Genomic DNA, 17500 nt, shown 5'->3' on the forward strand with positions numbered 1-17500 from the left:
CAAAAAGGCAACGGCCCTACGGCCGCTCAAGCAGGAGCACCAGCCGGCGACGGCGCTTCAATGGTCGTCTTCAGCGGAGACCTCGACCGTGCCCTCGCCTCGTTCATCATCGCTCAAGGCGCAGCGGCAATGGGCAAAGAAGTGACAATGTTCTTCACATTCTGGGGATTGAACGTCATTCGTAAACCAGACGCACCTGACGTGAAGAAGCAAGGTCTCGAGAAGATGTTCGGCATGATGATGCCTTCGCATGCTGGAGAACTTCCGCTCTCGAACATGAACTTCGGTGGGGTTGGCCAGAAAATGATGAAAAAAGTGATGAGCGACAAGAACGTGCCTTCACTTGACCAAATGATTAAATCGGCACAAGAAGCAGGCGTCAAGATGGTCGCTTGTACGATGTCGATGGATGTCATGGGAATCAAAGAAGAAGAGTTGATCGACGGCATCAATCTCGGCGGTGTGGCAGCATACCTCGGGGCAGCTGAAGGCGGCAACTTGAACCTGTTCATCTAAGTGAATCAAATAGTCAGAGCGACCGGCCATGTGCCGGTCGCTTTTTCTATTGTTTGGGTGTGAAACTTGAAAATTACTGAAAAAGATTGCATTCTCCACACACTTTTCCTATAATTCTAATCATGTTAAGAAAGTTGACATAACTTTTACTTATAACTAAACATACATTTTGGAGGATTGAAGATGGAGAATATGATCGAAAAGTTTGTTGGACAAGCGAATGACCTGCTCTGGTCGTCGGTGCTCATCGTCGTTCTTGTCGCGTTAGGCCTTTATTTCACGATTCGCATGGGGTTCGTTCAGTTCCGTATGCTTCCTGAAATGTTCCGCCTCTTGTTCAAAGACGGCATGAAGCGTGAAAAAGGACAAGTGTCTTCGTTCCAAGCGTTCGCCATTGGGACGGCAGCACGTGTCGGAACAGGAAACATCGCCGGTGTCGCGACAGCGATCGCGCTCGGTGGTCCGGGAGCTGTCTTCTGGATGTGGATCATCGCTTTAGTCGGTTCCGCCTCGGCGTTCGTCGAGAGCACGCTCGCTCAAGTGTATAAAGTCCGTGACGGACGTACGTGGCGCGGGGGGCCGGCCTACTATATGGAGCGCGCCCTCGGGCAACGGTGGCTCGGCATTTTGTTTGCCATCCTCATCACGTTCTCGTTCGGTTTTGCCTTTAACTCGGTCCAATCGAACACAATTTCAATTTCGATGAGCAACCAGTTCGGGGTCAGCCCGACAACGGTCGGTCTCGTGTTGGCTGCCATCACAGGAATTGTCATCTTCGGCGGCATCCAGTCGATTGCGATGTTATCAAGTATCATCGTTCCAATCATGGCCGGCGGTTACATCTTGCTCGCTTTATGGATCATGATTTCAAACGCTTCGCTATTGCCGAGCGTGTTCGGTCTCATCTTCTCTGAAGGTGTGCTCGGGCTCGAGCAAATGTTCGGCGGGGCAATCGGGGCGATGGTCCTTCAAGGGATCCGCCGCGGTCTGTTCTCGAACGAAGCAGGTATGGGGTCGGCTCCGAACGCGGCGGCGACTGCTGAAGTATCACACCCGGTCAAACAAGGCTTGATCCAATCGTTCAGCGTCTTCGTCGATACACTTCTCATCTGTACGTCGACAGCGATGATCATCTTGTTGTCAGGCGTGGCTGGTTCGGAAGCGTTCGCAGGTGTCGAATTGACACAAGCGGCACTCACGGCTGAGATCGGTCCGATGGCGACGTCGTTCCTGACGATCGCGATCTTCTTGTTCGCGTTCAGCTCGATTCTAGGAAACTACTACTACGGTGAGACGAACATTCAGTTCATCTCGAATAAAAAGATTTATGTCACGCTCTACCGCATCGGTGTCGTCGGGATGGTCCTCTTCGGAGCTGTCCGTTCGGCCGGTCTCGTCTGGTCGATCGCCGACGTGTTCATGGGACTCATGGCGCTCGTCAACTTGTATGCGATTTTCCGTCTCGCGAAAGTCGCACGGCTCGTACTCGACGATTATTTAGAGCAACGCCGTCAAGGAGACGATCCGGTATTTTATGCCGACTCGATCGAAGACCTGCCTGGTCGTGAATATTTAGAGGCTTGGGATAACGAGGAAGAAGAAGTCAAAACGGGTACGTTCCGTTCATAAGCAACAAACCGTCTACGAATATACGTAGGCGGTTTTTTTGCGTCTGAAAGAAGGGTAAAGTGAAGAAAAGGGGGGCGTTCAATCATGGAGACGACACATTATATACGCATTTCCCCGGAAGTATGGGTCTCGTTCGGTCAAGACCCGGAGATGATTCTAGACTGGTTGCTTCACGTGCATGAGCAACACCGTGACACGTACGAGACGTTGACGCTTCCAAATATTGAGCGGTTTCAACAAATACTTGGTCAAATCGAGGTATATATCGACGGGAATGACACGTATAACTTGGAGATGGCCGTCATCGGGGAAGAGTTGGTCGTCAATGAGAAGCAGGCGGTCGTCGTCGGGATTTTGACGCCGCAGCTGCTTCATATCGTCAAAGACGCGATGAACGCCTTCAAAAAAGAAGATGTCGGAGAGATGGCGCTAGTGAATCGTGACAGTCTCGATGACATTTGGCTCAAATGGACGCTGTTGAAGCACTTCTGTGACGAGGCGAGTGAGCGGGATGAGCTTGTGTTGATTTATTATGAATGATACCTTTCGAATGGTATAATATTGAAAAAACTAGGCGGTGGATGTTGGTGAATGGTTTTTTCGCAAGTGCGGCACTTGTTTTTTGCATACTTAGTCCGGTGTTTGCCTATCGAGCGGGTCTCGAACGAATCGGACGTCTCAATCTAGTTACGGTGCTGCTATTCTTACTGTTTTGGGGATATGTACTTTTGACTGGGGCTTCGTATAATAGTCTGGCTTCGATCGCTTTCTACGCTTTGTTTTATATCAATTTATGTTTCGCTGCAATTAATAGTGCTCTACTCATGAAGACTCGGCGTCCACGAGCATCCCTTCTTAAACTGCTTGCAGTCGGAACTTTGTTGATTGGAGTTTGTGTGTTTTTCGTTGAGTATTTACATCCGACAAACGTAATCTCAGACACTTTGTTGCAAGCGACGATGACGGCTGTTCCGATTTTCGTAACTAGTATCATTTGGGCAAGGTTGAGGCAAATCGACCGAGAACCGGAATTATAAAAAGCTCGACGCCGCGGCGCCGAGCTTTTGTTCTGTCTTATTTCAATGCGATTTCAAGCGCTTTGACGTTCTCGCGCATCAAGTCGAAATAGCTTTGGTCCATCTGTTCTTTCGTGACCGATTCAAGGTTGTAAATCGTCACTGCTTCGGCACCGATTTCATTTTTGACGACTTCGGCCACTTTCGGTGTCACCGTGTCCTCGAACGCGATGTACTTCAAGTCATGGAGCTCTGCCTCTTCGATGACCCGCTTGAGCGCTTGCTGTGACGGTTCTTCAGACGGCGTGAGACCAGTGATCGGAAGCTGGTCGAAACCGTATCGTTCCGCCAAGTAGCCATAAGCCGCGTGCGTCACGAGGAGCTCTGACTTCGAACCGGCGTCGACAGCCGCTTGCAGCTCGGCATCGAGCGTGTCGGCTTCTTCTTTGAATGCGCTCAATCGATCTGCGAATTCGTCTTTATAGTCAGGCGCTTGCTCGACGAACGACGCCTCAACCGCTTCTGCCATCGAGACGGCGTTCATCGGATCGAGCCAGACGTGCGGGTCGTATTGGCCGTGATCGTGACCGTCGTCCTCGCTGTGGCCTGCTTCTTCTTCCGTATGCCCATCTTCCTCGTGGCCGTGCTCATCCTCACCGTGAACGTGGACGGTATCGTCAGCCGAGAGCAGAGCGATGTCTTCCGCGGTCTTCACGAACGTGACGTCCTCGCTCGCGAGACTCTGTTCCATCGACTCGACGTACGGCTCAAGGTCATGACCGATCGTGAGGAATAGATCAGCTTCCGCGATCTGTGTCATCTGTTTTGAAGTCGGCTCGTATGTGTGGGGGTCGGCACCGGGTGGGATCACCATTTCAACACGGACACGGTCGCCCCCGATTTCTTCGGCAATCGATTTTAAGGCGAATGTCGACGCGTATACCGTCAACTGATCGCTCGATTCGTCTGTAGCATTTGTAGCATTGCTCTCTTCGTTGTTGGCGCAACCACCGAGTAAAAGTGTCCCGGCCGCGGCGACGCTCATTAATTTCTTGTTCATGTATTATTCCGCCTCTCAATTCTCTAAATCAATTATTAAACCGTAACGGTTACGTTCTGTGACTGCGTCTAATATTATAGGGGGCAGTCGAGCGCACGTCAAGTCCGACTTCCGATGGATGGTTTTTAAAGAAAAAGGGAATATGATTAAAAAAAGAGCGAGGAGTGGATTTGTATGAGAAAGGAGACCGCCTGGTTTGTCGGGGGCGCTGCGTTAGCGGCGGCGACCGCAGCCGGGGCGAGCGTTTGGAATCAGTACGGTTCGCTCGTTAGATGGCAAGAACCAGAGATGACGGTTCGCCCGTCTATACGCAAACGACGAACCCACACGTACAAGGTCGTCAACGACCAACCGCTCCAATTCGATATATACTACCCGCCGGGCGATGGACCGTTCCCGGTCGCCGTCTACGCGCACGGTGGCGCGTTCGTCCGCGGAGGCCGAGGCATGGTGACGTTGTTCCATCCCCTTCTCGATCATTTCTTGGGGAAAGGGTTCGCCATCGTCAGCATCGACTATCGACTGTTCGAGGACGGGGTCTACTTCCCGGACAACATCATCGACGTGTCTGACGCGCTCTGTTATTTGAAACAACATGGCGGGCTTCTCAATCTCGACATCGATCAATTGATCGGCTGGGGCGACTCGGCGGGTGCGGCGCTCGTCCTCGCGACGGCGCTCGACCGGGATAAACAGTTTACAGGTGAACTCGGTGACGACGTGCCGTCGATGAAAGGTGTCATCGCGCTGTATCCGCCGACGAATTTCCTCTTGTTCAAGTTCATCCAGACATGGCTCGCGCACTTGAAGTTTTACGAGGGCAGTCGCGAGGCGTGGCGTGAATTGATGGTGAAATGTTCACCGGTCACACATCTGTATGACGACGCGCCGCCGATCCTCATCTTGCACGGTAAAAAAGACCCGATCGTCCCATTCGGGCAAGCGCTCCATTTCGTCGAGCACGCCAGTGAGGTCGGGGCGAACGTCCAGCTCATCTCGTTCCCAAACGGTACCCACTCGCTTGCAAGTTTTCTCCAATCTGATAATCCGATTAAAGAAACACAGCTCATGGCCCGCATCGATCGTTTCATCGACGATGCCTTGACGTGACGTTGCGATTTTTTAGAAAGATGTTACGATTGGAAAAGATTTAACGATTACGAAGGAGTGAAGAGTGTGACGGAACTTTGTTTAGTCCGACATGGTCAGACAGATTGGAATTTTCAAGAAATCATTCAAGGACGGGAAGATATCCCCCTCAATGCGCTTGGGCATCGCCAAGCCGAAGAGAGCGCGGCTTTTTTAAGTCAAGAGAACTGGGACGTGATCGTCTCGAGTCCGCTCACGCGAGCGGTTGACACGGCCCATTACATCGCGGAGGCGTGCGGCATCGGTCCGGGCGAGATTATTCAAGACGAGCGGTTCATCGAGCGTGAGTTCGGCTATGCGTCAGGCAAACCGGTGCCGGGCATTTACGAGGCCGTTCAAGCGGACGATCAGGAACAGGTTCCGGGTCTTGAGTCGGAAGACGAGATGCGGGCCCGGGTGCTTGAAGGGATGGAACATCTCGTCGAGGCTCATAAAGGGAAGCGAATCATCGTCGTCTGCCATTCGCATGCGATCAAAGCTGCCCTATCGGCGATTGATGACACGTACACGTTCCGCCACGCCATGCGGAACGCCTGCTCGAACTATATCGAACATCGTGAAGATCAGTTCGTCGTAAAGGCCGTGAACGTTGCCGATCATATTACGAACGAGATTGTCACGAAGTGAGGAGAAGCTCATGACGACATTGCTCTGGATTTTCATCATCGCATCATTTGTTGTCGCGTTCGCGGGTTTGATCTATCCGGTCATCCCGAGCGTGCTGTTCTTATTCATCGGTTATGTGATTTACGGATTCGGATTCTCATTTGAACCGCTCACATGGACGTTTTGGCTCTGGCAAATCCTGTTCTTGATTTTCTTGTTTGCGGTCGACTATATCGTCACACGGGCGACAGTCGACAAGCGCGGCGGCTCGGAACGGGCGAAGTGGGGTGCGACCATCGGTTTGATCGCCGGACCGTTCATCTTCCCGCTCGTCGGTGTACTCATCTTCCCGTTCATCTTTGCGTTTTTAGCGGAGCTCACGCTCGGGAAAACGACGCGCGAGGCGTGGAGTATCGGCGTCGGGACGGTGCTCGCATTCCTTGGTAGCACCGTGCTCAAAGTCATCGGTATGACGATGATGGTCATCTTGTTTTTCATGTATATCTAAAGGCGGAGAAACTTCTTCGCCTTTTTTGGTTGAGCCGTTTCCAAAAACGGGGAAAGGAAAACAAGACCGTTCGCTTATTCGAACGATCCTGTCTTGACGAGCTGGGTGAAGGCGGAGCGGCTGAACGACTGTTGCTGCTCGACTTGTTTTTCGAAGAACGATGGTTTGAGATTGGCGTCGGCCACTCCTTCTGAGATCAAGGAGTCGAGAACTTGTTTCGTCGGATCTTGTTTTGGCAGGAGCATCAACCCTTCAGCGACGAACGTGTGATGGTTCGACAGCGAACGCTCGCTCGTGAACGTCATCGCGATGGCCGCGGGACGGTTGTTGGCCGAGGTGATGACCGCCTCTGCTAAAAGAAGGATCCGTTTATTCAAATAGTGGTGGAGCATGACGGCAAATTCGGTCGGGACGAGCATTTCAAGGAGCCATTCATTATCGTGTTCTTTCGAGATGATCAACCCGTCGAGCAGCTCGATCGGGAGGTTCAACTCGTTGCCGTACTCGTCTTGGACGAGGCGGACTTGGACCAGACGGAACGTTTTCATCGTATCGATCCCTTCCACGTTTTCTTTAACTCATCTTAACATAGTCTGAATCGAAGATTGTGTTACGATAACGGGGAAGCGATGTGAATATTAGAGGATAAGGAGGCATCACCATGAGTTGGATTGTTGGCATAATCGGATATATCACGATCCTAGCAATCGGTTATTACGGTGTCCTTTTCTTCAAAGTAAAGCAAGAACGGAGTCGAGCCGGGTATCGCATCTTTCTTTTACTCGCGGGACTGTTCTTCGTGAGTGGGAGTGACTATATCATCGCCTTGTTCCAGGGGGACACGGAGGCGACGTTTTGGCAGCGGACCATCTATTTCATCTTGATTTTGATTTCCCTTTCGATCGCACTTTACTTTCGGAGAAAAGAAGATAAACTCCATGCGCACGAAATGACGACCGCATAAAGAAAAGGTTACGGGGATGTCCCCGTAACCTTTTCTTTATTTTGGAATCCGTGTTTGACGGATCATTTCGAGCTTCAAATCCCATAGCGGTTTGCTGAACGTGACCGCATACACTTCTGGCAACCGGAGTCGCTTGTACTCTTCCCACAGCCCATTCATCTGGTCGTGATGGTACTGGCGGATGTCTGTCGCACTCGGCAAGTCGTACACGCGCTTCCCATCTAAGAAGATCGGTTCGAGCAAACGTTTGACGGTGAAGTTGCGTGTCTTGATCCGGAACGCCGGGTCACGCACGTCGATCAAGTCGATCTCCGTATACGTCTCGACCGGTTCGTCGGCGAGCGCGATATAATCCCCTTTGAACTTGCCCGTCTCGTTATCAATAATCCGGTAAAGTTCTTTCTTGTGCGGGGTCGTCGTCTTCACTTTTGAGGACGACACTTTGATGACCGGTTTCAACTCGCCGTCAGCTCCTTCACGGGCGACGAGCTTGTACACCATCCCGAGGGCCGGCTGTTCGTAAGCCGTGATCCCGCGCGTCCCGACGAGGAACGTGTCGGCTTCAGCGCCTTGCATCCGCAAGTCTTGGATGACGTACTCGTCGAGGTCACCTGAGACAACGATTTTGACGTAGTCGAGACCGGCCGCGTTCAATGCTTTCCGGGCCCGTTTTGACAAGTAGGCAAGGTCACCGGAATCGAGACGGACCGATTTCAAGCGGTATCCTTTCGCCTCGAGCTCTTTTGCGACCGTGATGGCGTTCGGGAGCCCCGATTTGAGCGTGTCGTATGTGTCGATCAACAGGCTCGTGTTGTCCGGATACATCTCGGCAAACGAACGGAACGCCTCGAGTTCGTCATCATGAAACTGGATGTCGGCGTGCTCCATCGTCCCTCCGGTCGGGACATTGAAATCACGTCCTGCCGAAACGAGGCTCGTCACGTCAAAGCCGGCGATGTAAGCGGCGCGCGTCCCATAGTAGGCGGCGTCGACGCCTTGGGCACGGCGGGCCCCGCCTTCAAGCAACGTCTCATTCGGCGCGGCTTGACGGATTCGGGCGTACTTCGAGGCGATGAGTGACTCATGGTTAGCGATGTTGAGGAGCGCCGTTTGGAACAGCTTCGCCTCGAAGATCGTCGACTCGATCCGGACGACTTGTTCGTGCGGGAAGATGATTTCACCTTCGCGCACACTATAGAGAGAACCGGTGAACTTGAAGTTGCGGAGGACGTCACCGAACTCGTCCTCGAACCCGAGCTGTTCTTTTAAATAAGCGATATCGGCTTCCGTGAACGAGACGTTCTCTAAATAGTGCACGATATTTTGCAAGCCGGCGAAGACGACGTAACCGCCGCTGAACGGGTTCGAGCGGTAGTAAAGGTCGAAGACGACTTTTTCGTTATGACGGCCTTGTTTCCAATAAATATACATCCAGCGTGGGAGATAAAGGTCGGTATGAAGCGCTAAGTTGCGATGTAACATTGTAGTTTCCTTTCTGTTTGGCGTCACTTCCCGGTCACAGTTGCTCCGAGGGTCGTGACAAAATGTTCGAGCGCCCAGTCGTGTCCGACCGGGTTAAAGCTTTGAACCGCATCCGCATGGACGACGATCTTGTATCCGAGGTTGTACGCATCGACGGCCGTATGGAGCACACAGATGTCGGTGCATACACCGACGAGATGGACTTCATGGATGCCGCGCTCACGTAGGCGAAGGTCAAGGTCTGTGCCTGCGAAGGCGCTGTAACGCGTCTTGTCGATCCAATGATCGGCGCGTTCGGCGGCGGTTTTGACGGCGCCGTACAACTCGCGACCTTCCGTGCCCCGAATGTTGTGGGGTGGGAACAACGTCGTTTCAGGGTGATACGTGTCGCCGGCGTCATGGACGTCGTTCGCGACGACGACGTAGTCCTCTGTTGAAAATTCCTCGATCAACTGGACGATTCGTTCTTCTATGTCTTGCCCGGGTTTCCCGCAAGTCAAACGACCCGTGTCTGCGATAAAATCAAACGTATAATCAATGACGATCAATGCCCGCATGGGAAGTCTCCTCTCTCTTGTGAAGAATGATTTGGCTATCTTTCTTATTCTAAATCATTTTGCGGCATGCGAAAAAGATTATTTTCGCGCTTGGTCGGGTAGTAAGTGTAAGAGGAACTGCAATCGAAAGGGGAATCAGCTGATGATTTTGTCATCGACCGAACTGTCTGAACAGTTGTCACGATTACCGGGCTGGGAAGTCGTCGAAGGGGAGTTACAAAAAACGTATCGCCTCGAGACGTTTCCGGAGGCGATCCAATTCGTTCATCTCGTCGCCGATATGGCCGAGACGCTCAACCATCATCCGAACATATTGATCGAGTATCGCAACGTCACGCTCACCGTGTCGACACACGACGAAGGAGGCATCACAGAGAAGGACATCATGCTCGCGAAAGGCTGTGAGGAACTTGTCTAAACTGTTTATGACGTTCGCCTCAGGCAGTGTCGCCGATCGGTTGCGCAAGGAACCGGGCGTCATCGTCGCGAGCGGCAACGAGACAATCTTGCTTGCCGAAGGGGACAAGTCCCCGTTCCAGAGTGGGAAGACGTTCCAGATCGAAGAAGCGGCAGGACAATTCGCGGCGACAGGGAATATCATCTATGCGAACATCCCGGTCGACTCGAACGCCCGGTCGCTCTTGTTCCACCGATTGCTGAAAGAAAAGTCCCGTCTCGGGTCTGGGCACAACGGATTTGCCGCGTATCGGCTCGGCGTTGACCCGGACGACAACCACGGGATTGTCATCATTCAATTCACTGAAGAAGGAAATCGGTTCCGTGATTCGACCGACTACTTACTGTTTCAAGAACGGTTGAAAGAAGCCGTCGAACAAAAAGGGGCCGGTCCGATCATAAAACACTATGTCGTCAGTGAACCGGATAACCTATAATAAACATAACGTCACGTTAGGGGAGGATTTTTTTATGAACAAGAACTACTTCTGGATGGGTTTGGCGGCAGGTGCCATTATCGGTGCCAGCGCATCGCTGCTCCACAAAGAGACACGCGATCAGCAGATCAGACAGCTCAAAGGGATGAAGTCACGACTCAAGTCGACGGACACATCGACGCAATCACATTCGGTCGGGCTCCAAGCCTCATCGAAAAGCAGCTTGAAAGATCGCGTCATGGACTTGAAGGCGTTGTACGAAGAAAATCAAGACACGATCCAAAACCTCGTCGAAGACGTCAAAGACTTGGTCGACGCGCTCCAAGACGCACGTCATAAAAATCAGATCTAATTCAAATGGCCAAGCGCTGAGCGCTTGGCCATTTTTTCATAAGAACTGTGCGAACAAGCCGAAAACGGCGAGCCCGATAATGACGTAGAAAATCCATTTGCTGTCGCTCGAGTGGACGACAGGCGGAGCGTACTTCCGCGGCTTGTACTTCCCGTAACGGAGCGGACGCGAGTAAGGCACCGTGAAACGAGACAGCGGGATCGCGAGCAAGAACCCGGCCAAGAAGCCGTAGACATGTCCCCACAGCGACACGTTCGCCCCGATGAGCGTGAAGACGGCGCTGATCGCAACGAAGATGAAGACGAGTCGCGCATCTTGACTGTTGATGAGCGTACGACGGAAACGGCCGATGAACACGTAGAAGCCGAGAATCGCTAAAATCGCACCCGAAGCACCAGCTTGCAAATAGAACAGTTCGCTCACCGTGAAGAACGTCAACAAGTTGGCGAGTGCCCCAGCTAAAATGTAAAACACGGCGAACTTCACATGACCGACCATGCGTTCCATGGCGGGGCCGAAAATGATCAACGCGAACGAGTTAAACAGCAAATGACCAAGATCTAAATGAATGAAGTTTGCTGTCACGAGACGGTACCATTCGCCTTGGGCGAGCGCGAGATGGAACGAGCCTCCGAGCGCGACGATGCGGAGGTCGGGCACCAAAGAACCGATGACAAACACGAGCAGTTGGATTACAATGAACAGCGTTACGAGCGGATATGCCCGTACGAACGTTTGAACATTCTCAGTACGACTAAACATAGCATCACCTCTTTTCTTAATTGTATAAGGAAACGAGTGAAAAAGGAAAGGAGCGAGTGTCCTATGATTGCGGGAATCGGAATCGATATCGTCGAGCTAGAACGAATCGCTCGCTCGATCGAACAACCTCGCTTTATGAACCGGTTGCTGACGGAGGCAGAGCGCGGGCTCGCCCTCACGTATTCAGACGAACGTCGAATCGAGTTCGTCGCCGGGCGGTTCGCGGCGAAAGAAGCCTACGCCAAAGCGGCCGGGACAGGCATCGCCCGCGGTTTGTCGTGGCAGCAGATCGAAGTACTGCCGGACGAGACGGGACGCCCGCATATGATGGCGCCTCACCCAGGCCGGATTCATGTCAGTATCAGCCATAGCGAACGGTACGCCGTCGCACAAGTCATCATTGAAGAGGGGGATCACCATGTTTCGTCCAAGTTGGATTGAAATCGACCGGGCGGCGATCGCCCACAACATCATCGAAATCAAAAAACGTATCCCGCAAGCGCTCATGGCAGTCGTGAAAGCGAACGCCTACGGGCACGGGGCCGTCGAGGTCGCGAACATCGCGCTCGCGAACGGGGCGACGATGCTCGGAGTCGCCTTGCTTGAAGAAGCGATCGAGCTTCGAGACGCCGGTATCACCGCCCCGATCCTCGTCATGGAAGCACAGTTCCCAGAATACGCTGGAGTCGCGGCCGAGCATGATGTGACGCTCTCCGTGTTCTCGGCCGACTGGTTACGTGAGGCGAAAGCTTATGTGACCGAGCGTCCGCTCACCGTCCACGTCAAAGTCGACACAGGGATGGGACGTCTCGGCTTGCGGACACGGGCCGAACTTGACGCACTTCTCGACGCAGCCGACGACCGCTTTGACGTCGAAGGGGTTTATACACACTTCGCGACGGCTGACGAACCGGACAGTCCGCTCTATTACGAGCAACAAAAGCGGTTCAGTCAGTTGATCGACGGACTCATCCCGCGCTTCCGCTACATTCATACATCGAACTCGGCCGGGGCGATCCGGATGGCCGGAGAAGATGTTCCCTATAACCTTGTCCGTGTCGGCATCGCGCTGTACGGGTTATACCCATCGAGCGAGATGGCGTCGTCGTATGCGTTCTTGAAACCGGCGTTCACATTGAAGAGCCGACTCATGCAAGTGAAGACGCTTGAAGCCGGGCAGACGGTCAGCTACGGTGCGACATACACGACGACGGCCGATGAATGGATCGGGACGGTACCGGTCGGTTATGCCGACGGCTGGATCCGCAAGGCGAGCGGCTTCGAAGTCGACGTCGCAGGCGTTCGCTGTCCGATCGTCGGCCGGGTGTGCATGGACCGCTTCATGATCCGCCTCCCGCACGAGTTCCCGGTCGGCACCGTCGTCACGTTGATCGGCGGGCCGGTCGCCATCGATGAACTCGCGACACACCTCGGGACCATCAATTACGAGGTCGTTTGTCAATTGACGAGTCGATTGCCACGGCGCTACGTGTAAATCATAAACGTGTGAAATTATCTGAATTCTTTCGCGAATCCTCTATATTTTCCCATTCTTGCGTGTTATATTGATAAAGAACGCGGGAAAAATTCCGCCAATCACCGAAACGATTCTGGAGGTGCAAGATGTTGAAACAGCGAACTGCGGGTGCTCTAGTGTCCGTTCCAGATCGGTTCTCGCAGCATGTGAGTCCGATTTCGATGAAAGATCGTGAATCACTGTCATTGAACGATGTAGTGACGTACTTGTCTAAGGAAATTGCTGATCGACAACAAGCACTGCGTGAAGAATTGGCGAAAGGCTATCAAGAGATGGCCGCGTTTAATTTGAATATGGCAGAAGAGATGCTGATGATTGAGACGGAAGCCGAACATGCTCTCTTACGTCAAGTAAGCGGGGTGTGAGCGGAGTGATCGTAAAGCGTGGTGACGTGTTTTATGCGAATCTGTCGCCCGTAGTCGGTTCAGAGCAAGGTGGAGTTCGTCCGGTTCTCGTCATTCAAAACGATATCGGCAATCGCTTTAGCCCGACCGTCATTGTCGCTGCGATTACGGCTCAGATCCAGAAAGCAAAACTGCCGACTCATGTGGAAGTATATCAAGTCAAACACGGCCTCGAACGAGACTCCGTGATTTTGCTTGAACAGATTCGAACGATTGATAAGCGTCGTCTGACGGATAAAGTCACTCATCTCGATGATGAGACGATGCACAAAGTTGACCGAGCGCTAGAGATCAGTATGGGATTAATCCCGCTCTAGCTTACATATAACTAAACCGGTACATGGGTATCGGTTTTTTTTCAAAAAAATCGATAAAAGTGGTTTCAAATCCTGAAACAAGGGAAATATGATTAATCGTACTCAATTTTTCTATGCGTAACATTAGGAGGGAATATACAATGGATTTAGCGATTCGCGAGCAAGTCATTGGAGAACAATTACACCTTTACGTTTCTGGAGAGGTAGACACATATACGGCACCAAAATTGAAAGAGGTCTTGCACCCGGCGATTACGGAACAAGATGTCATCGTTCATTTGGACGAAGTCGACTATATGGACTCAACAGGTCTCGGTGTCTTCGTCGGCGCACTTAAAATTGCCAAACGTAACGAGAAAGAGTTGTCGCTCGTCGGCGTTACCGATCGCGTCAACCGTCTCTTTGAATTGACCGGCTTAGACAAGTTATTGTCGATCAATACAAACGTAAGAGGTGGCACGAAATGAGTAACATCGAACAGACGGTGATGACGTTCCCGGCCAAACCGGAATATGTCGGTGTGGTCCGTTTAGTCGTCTCAGGAATCGCTAACCGTATGGGATATACGTACGACGAGATCGAGGATATTAAAATCGCGGTCTCGGAAGCGTGTGGCAACGCTGTTCAGCACGCTTATGAAGACCAAGAGGGTGAAGTGAAGCTCACGTGCGGCGTCCACGACGACCGCCTCGAGATGACGATCGAAGACTCGGGCAAGACGTTCGCGGACGACGTGAAACGCCAAGCGGCTCCGGTCGAGGAGACGGCGGAAATCGAATCGCTTCACGAAGGGGGACTCGGTCTTTTCCTCATTGAAGCGTTAATGGATAACGTCTCGATCAACAAGGACAACGGTGTCAAAGTGACGATGACGAAACTCCTTAACAGGGACGAGGTGGATCAGAGTGCCAGCAAAATCTCAACAACGCCATCACAGTGATGATGAAGTATTAGAGTGGATTGAGCGCTATCAACAGGACGATCAAAACGAAGAAGTCCAGATGCTCCTCATCAACCGATACTCAGACCTTGTTGAAGCGCTTGCTCGAAAATTCTCGCGTGGCCGGGCCATCCATGATGACCTCGTGCAAGTCGGGATGATCGGGTTGCTCGCCGCACTTCGCCGTTTCGACCCGGAGTTCGGACGCAGCTTCGAATCATTCGCCGTTCCAACGATCATCGGTGAAATCAAGCGTTTCATCCGTGACAAGACGTGGAGCGTTCACGTACCGCGTCGGATCAAGGAGCTTGGACCGAAAATCAAGAAGACGGTCGAAGAGCTGACGACAGAACTGCAACGGTCACCGCGCATCGATGAGATCGCCGACTACCTTGGCGTTTCCGATGAAGAAATTCTCGAAACGCTCGAGATGGGCAAGAGCTATCAAGCGCTCTCGGTCGACAGTTCAATCGAAGCGGACAATGAAGGCAGCACGGTCACACTGCTCGACCTCGTCGGCAGCCAAGAGCGTGGGTATGAGTCAGTCGACCAGCGCCTCATTCTAGAAAAGGCGTTCAGCGTCTTGAACGAGCGGGAACAAGCGATTTTAGAATGTGCTTACTATAAAAACATGAGTCAAAAAGAGACGGGCGAACTCCTCGGTATTTCCCAGATGCACGTGTCACGTCTACAGCGACGCGCGCTCGAGAAATTGCGTGAGGCCATCAAAGTCCCACTCAACGAAGTATTCTCAAACGATGACTAAACGGTCATCGTTTTTTTGTCGTCTACTACAGAGTTTGCTACACTTCAATAGAGAAGAGAAAAGGAAGTGATTCGATTGATTACGAAGATTGCGAACGAATTGAAGCTGAAGACGAGTCAAATCGAGACGGTACAACAACTTGCGTCGGACGGAGCGACGATCCCGTTCATGGCCCGCTATCGAAAAGAGATGACGGGGAATTTGGACGAAGTCGAGATCAAAGCGATCCTCGACTCGCTCCAATACGAAGAGAGTCTCCAAAAACGGAAAACAGACGTCCTCGCAAAACTCGAAGAACTCGAGAAGGCGACGCCGGAGCTGACACGGGCCATCGAGGTCGCGACGAGTCTCCAACAAGTCGAGGACATCTACTTGCCGTATCGTCCGAAGCGCCGGACGAAAGCCGAGCAAGGACGAGAGAAGGGGTTGCAGCCGCTCGCCGACTGGTTCCGGGAAGCATCTGCTTATTCGGTGCAACAAGCGGAGGGACTCACGGGTGAACTGGCGCTAGAAGAGGCGCTTCCGTTCGTACAAGCAATTATCGGGGAAGAGTGGGGGGAAGAGGCAGCGCTCCGCCAGACGCTGCGGACGAAAGTGCGGAACGAGGCGCTCCTCCGGTCCCAAAAGAAAAAGGCGGCAGAAGATGAGAAAGAAGTGTTCGCCCAGTATTACGACTACGAGGAGAAAGTGGTCGGTATCGTGCCGCACCGCATCCTCGCGTTGAACCGGGGTGAGCGGACCGACGTGCTCCAAGTGAAGCTCGTCTTTGACGAGACGTTGTTCTTGAAACGAGCACTCAGTAAGTTCGATCGTCTTCCGACCGAGAAACGAGATGTCGTGACGCTCGCTATAAAGGACGCGTTCAAGAAATCGGTCTTCCCGGCCATCGAACGTGAAATCCGTAGTTCGTTGACCGAGACGGCTGAAGAACAAGCGATCGACGTCTTCTCTAAGAACTTGAAGCAGCTCTATATGCAGCCACCGCTCCGTGAAGTTGTCGTGCTCGGCATCGACCCGGCCTACCGGACCGGCTGTAAGTGGGCCGTCGTCAACGAGACCGGGAAAGTCGAAGAAGTCGGCGTGTTCTATCCGACGGCGCCGAAGCATGACGTGACCGGTTCAGAAAAAGTGCTCTCATCTCTCGTGAAACGCTATCCGATCTCCGTCATCGTCATTGGCAACGGGACCGCTTCGCGTGAGACCGAGCAATTTGTCTCGAACTGGCTGAAGACGGCCGAGCGTGAGATCGCGTACGCGATCGTCAATGAAGCCGGTGCCAGCGTGTACTCGGCTTCCGAGATTGCGCGATCTGAGTTCCCGGAGTTGAAAGTCGAAGAACGTTCGGCTGTATCGATCGCCCGTCGGATCCAAGATGCGATGGCCGAGCTTGTGAAAGTCGACCCGCAATCGGTCGGGGTCGGACAGTACCAGCATGATGTCAGTCAAAACAAATTGAAAGGCTCACTCGAGTTCGTCGTCGAGAGCGTCGTCAACATGGTCGGTGTCGATGTGAACCGAGCTTCCGAGTCGTTGCTCACGTACGTATCGGGCCTCAATAAGACGACGGCAAAAAACATCGTCGCGTATCGTGATGAGTTCGGGCGCTTCAATACCCGCAAAGAAATCAAGAAAGTGCCGCGTCTTGGGGCGAAGGCGTATGAGCAGGCAGCTGGCTTCCTTCGCATCACGAACGGGAGCGACGTGCTCGACCAAACCGAGATCCACCCAGAGAGTTACAAGTTGACGTTATCTCTATTGAAGGAACTCGGTGTCTCGAAAGCAGCGGTCGGCACGGCCGAGTTGCGAGATCGTTTGAAATCGGTCGATGCCCGAATGCTCAGCGAAACGCTTGAGGCGGGACTGCCGACGGTCGAAGACATCTTGAAGTCGCTTGCCAAACCGGGCCGTGATCCACGTGAGGACATTCAAAAGCCGCTCTTACGGACAGACGTCATGAACTTAGAAGACTTGCAGGTCGGGATGGAGTTCCAAGGGACGGTCCGCAACGTCATCGACTTCGGGGCATTCGTCGACATCGGGGT

General features: G+C 52.7%; 23 protein-coding genes (1 of these 23 cut by a window edge). 18 read left to right on the forward strand and 5 right to left on the reverse strand.

What is annotated here, in order from left to right:
• The 3 genes from A6395_RS09940 to A6395_RS09950 form a co-directional block, all read left to right on the forward strand.
• A partial coding sequence (locus tag A6395_RS09940; protein WP_173647385.1) for a DsrE/DsrF/DrsH-like family protein occupies nucleotides 1-516 on the forward strand: 516 nt, incomplete at its 5' end.
• A 183-nt stretch (nucleotides 517-699) separates the two neighbouring features.
• Complete coding sequence (locus A6395_RS09945) at nucleotides 700-2145, forward strand: alanine/glycine:cation symporter family protein (protein WP_071398900.1); 1446 nt, start codon at nucleotides 700-702, stop codon at nucleotides 2143-2145.
• Nucleotides 2146-2229: 84 nt separating this feature from the next.
• A complete protein-coding gene (locus A6395_RS09950; protein ID WP_071398901.1) occupies nucleotides 2230-2685 on the forward strand; it encodes a hypothetical protein in 456 nt (151 codons plus the stop codon).
• A gap of 534 nt (nucleotides 2686-3219) precedes the next feature.
• On the opposite strand, the gene A6395_RS09960 is transcribed toward A6395_RS09950, so the two are convergent.
• On the reverse strand, nucleotides 3220-4221 hold the full coding sequence (locus A6395_RS09960; protein WP_071398903.1) for a metal ABC transporter solute-binding protein, Zn/Mn family: 1002 nt from the start codon (nucleotides 4219-4221) through the stop codon (nucleotides 3220-3222).
• A gap of 174 nt (nucleotides 4222-4395) precedes the next feature.
• Here A6395_RS09960 and A6395_RS09965 point away from each other — a divergent pair, with 174 nt between their 5' ends.
• The 3 genes from A6395_RS09965 (at nucleotide 4396) to A6395_RS09975 (ending at nucleotide 6484) form a co-directional block, all read left to right on the forward strand.
• Nucleotides 4396-5331, forward strand: coding sequence for an alpha/beta hydrolase (locus A6395_RS09965; protein ID WP_071398904.1), 936 nt, complete (start codon nucleotides 4396-4398; stop codon nucleotides 5329-5331).
• Nucleotides 5332-5397: 66 nt separating this feature from the next.
• Nucleotides 5398-5997, forward strand: a complete 600-nt coding sequence (locus tag A6395_RS09970) for a histidine phosphatase family protein (protein ID WP_071398905.1) — start codon at nucleotides 5398-5400, stop codon at nucleotides 5995-5997.
• A 10-nt stretch (nucleotides 5998-6007) separates the two neighbouring features.
• Nucleotides 6008-6484, forward strand: coding sequence for a DUF456 domain-containing protein (locus A6395_RS09975; protein ID WP_070329213.1), 477 nt, complete (start codon nucleotides 6008-6010; stop codon nucleotides 6482-6484).
• A 74-nt stretch (nucleotides 6485-6558) separates the two neighbouring features.
• Here the strand turns inward: A6395_RS09975 and A6395_RS09980 are convergent, their stop codons facing one another.
• On the reverse strand, nucleotides 6559-7032 hold the full coding sequence (locus A6395_RS09980; protein ID WP_070329230.1) for a YwpF family protein: 474 nt from the start codon (nucleotides 7030-7032) through the stop codon (nucleotides 6559-6561).
• A 113-nt stretch (nucleotides 7033-7145) separates the two neighbouring features.
• Here A6395_RS09980 and A6395_RS09985 point away from each other — a divergent pair, with 113 nt between their 5' ends.
• Nucleotides 7146-7448: a hypothetical protein gene (locus A6395_RS09985; RefSeq protein WP_071398906.1), complete on the forward strand. Its 303-nt coding sequence runs from the start codon at nucleotides 7146-7148 to the stop codon at nucleotides 7446-7448.
• Nucleotides 7449-7484: 36 nt separating this feature from the next.
• On the opposite strand, the gene A6395_RS09990 is transcribed toward A6395_RS09985, so the two are convergent.
• Complete coding sequence (locus tag A6395_RS09990) at nucleotides 7485-8930, reverse strand: nicotinate phosphoribosyltransferase (protein ID WP_071398907.1); 1446 nt, start codon at nucleotides 8928-8930, stop codon at nucleotides 7485-7487.
• Nucleotides 8931-8953: 23 nt separating this feature from the next.
• Nucleotides 8954-9487: a cysteine hydrolase family protein gene (locus A6395_RS09995; protein ID WP_071398908.1), complete on the reverse strand. Its 534-nt coding sequence runs from the start codon at nucleotides 9485-9487 to the stop codon at nucleotides 8954-8956.
• A gap of 142 nt (nucleotides 9488-9629) precedes the next feature.
• Between A6395_RS09995 and A6395_RS10000 the strand changes: the two genes are divergently transcribed.
• The 3 genes from A6395_RS10000 to A6395_RS10010 are packed head-to-tail and all read left to right on the forward strand — an operon-like array spanning nucleotide 9630 to nucleotide 10732.
• Nucleotides 9630-9905: a 4a-hydroxytetrahydrobiopterin dehydratase gene (locus A6395_RS10000; RefSeq protein WP_070329217.1), complete on the forward strand. Its 276-nt coding sequence runs from the start codon at nucleotides 9630-9632 to the stop codon at nucleotides 9903-9905.
• Nucleotides 9898-10380: a hypothetical protein gene (locus A6395_RS10005; protein ID WP_236637671.1), complete on the forward strand. Its 483-nt coding sequence runs from the start codon at nucleotides 9898-9900 to the stop codon at nucleotides 10378-10380. Before A6395_RS10000 ends, A6395_RS10005 begins: the two co-directional genes overlap by 8 nt.
• A 34-nt stretch (nucleotides 10381-10414) precedes the next feature.
• Complete coding sequence (locus A6395_RS10010; RefSeq protein ID WP_070329219.1) at nucleotides 10415-10732, forward strand: hypothetical protein; 318 nt, start codon at nucleotides 10415-10417, stop codon at nucleotides 10730-10732.
• A 36-nt stretch (nucleotides 10733-10768) separates the two neighbouring features.
• On the opposite strand, the gene A6395_RS10015 is transcribed toward A6395_RS10010, so the two are convergent.
• Nucleotides 10769-11494 (reverse strand): rhomboid family intramembrane serine protease, encoded by a 726-nt coding sequence (locus A6395_RS10015; protein WP_071398910.1) that lies wholly within the window; start codon nucleotides 11492-11494, stop codon nucleotides 10769-10771.
• Nucleotides 11495-11557: 63 nt separating this feature from the next.
• Here A6395_RS10015 and acpS point away from each other — a divergent pair, with 63 nt between their 5' ends.
• From acpS to A6395_RS10055, 8 genes are all read left to right on the forward strand, one after another.
• The gene (gene acpS, locus A6395_RS10020) at nucleotides 11558-11935 is read left to right on the forward strand and encodes a holo-ACP synthase (RefSeq protein ID WP_071398911.1); all 378 of its coding nucleotides are present in this window, start codon (nucleotides 11558-11560) and stop codon (nucleotides 11933-11935) included.
• Nucleotides 11913-12989, forward strand: coding sequence for an alanine racemase (gene alr / locus A6395_RS10025; RefSeq protein WP_071398912.1), 1077 nt, complete (start codon nucleotides 11913-11915; stop codon nucleotides 12987-12989). The genes acpS and alr overlap by 23 nt, the downstream gene beginning before the upstream one ends.
• A gap of 128 nt (nucleotides 12990-13117) precedes the next feature.
• Nucleotides 13118-13396 (forward strand): hypothetical protein, encoded by a 279-nt coding sequence (locus A6395_RS10030; protein ID WP_070329223.1) that lies wholly within the window; start codon nucleotides 13118-13120, stop codon nucleotides 13394-13396.
• Between the two features lie 5 nt (nucleotides 13397-13401).
• Nucleotides 13402-13752 (forward strand): type II toxin-antitoxin system PemK/MazF family toxin, encoded by a 351-nt coding sequence (locus A6395_RS10035; protein ID WP_016510516.1) that lies wholly within the window; start codon nucleotides 13402-13404, stop codon nucleotides 13750-13752.
• Nucleotides 13753-13892: 140 nt separating this feature from the next.
• The gene (locus A6395_RS10040; protein ID WP_016510528.1) at nucleotides 13893-14219 is read left to right on the forward strand and encodes an STAS domain-containing protein; all 327 of its coding nucleotides are present in this window, start codon (nucleotides 13893-13895) and stop codon (nucleotides 14217-14219) included.
• Nucleotides 14216-14692 carry an anti-sigma B factor RsbW gene (gene rsbW / locus A6395_RS10045; protein WP_070329224.1) on the forward strand — a complete coding sequence of 159 codons (477 nt, stop codon included), beginning with the start codon at nucleotides 14216-14218 and terminating at the stop codon, nucleotides 14690-14692. Before A6395_RS10040 ends, rsbW begins: the two co-directional genes overlap by 4 nt.
• Nucleotides 14658-15458 (forward strand): RNA polymerase sigma factor SigB, encoded by an 801-nt coding sequence (sigB, locus tag A6395_RS10050; RefSeq protein WP_016510526.1) that lies wholly within the window; start codon nucleotides 14658-14660, stop codon nucleotides 15456-15458. The genes rsbW and sigB overlap by 35 nt, the downstream gene beginning before the upstream one ends.
• 66 nt (nucleotides 15459-15524) lie before the next feature.
• Nucleotides 15525-17500, forward strand: the 5' portion of a protein-coding gene (locus A6395_RS10055; protein ID WP_084813030.1) for a Tex family protein. The gene runs 163 nt beyond the window's last position; only the first 1976 of its 2139 coding nucleotides appear in the window; it begins with the start codon at nucleotides 15525-15527; its stop codon lies beyond the right edge, outside the window.

The sequence above is a fragment of the Exiguobacterium sp. SH31 genome (assembly GCF_001816105.1).
Lineage (GTDB): Bacteria > Bacillota > Bacilli > Exiguobacteriales > Exiguobacteriaceae > Exiguobacterium > Exiguobacterium aurantiacum_A.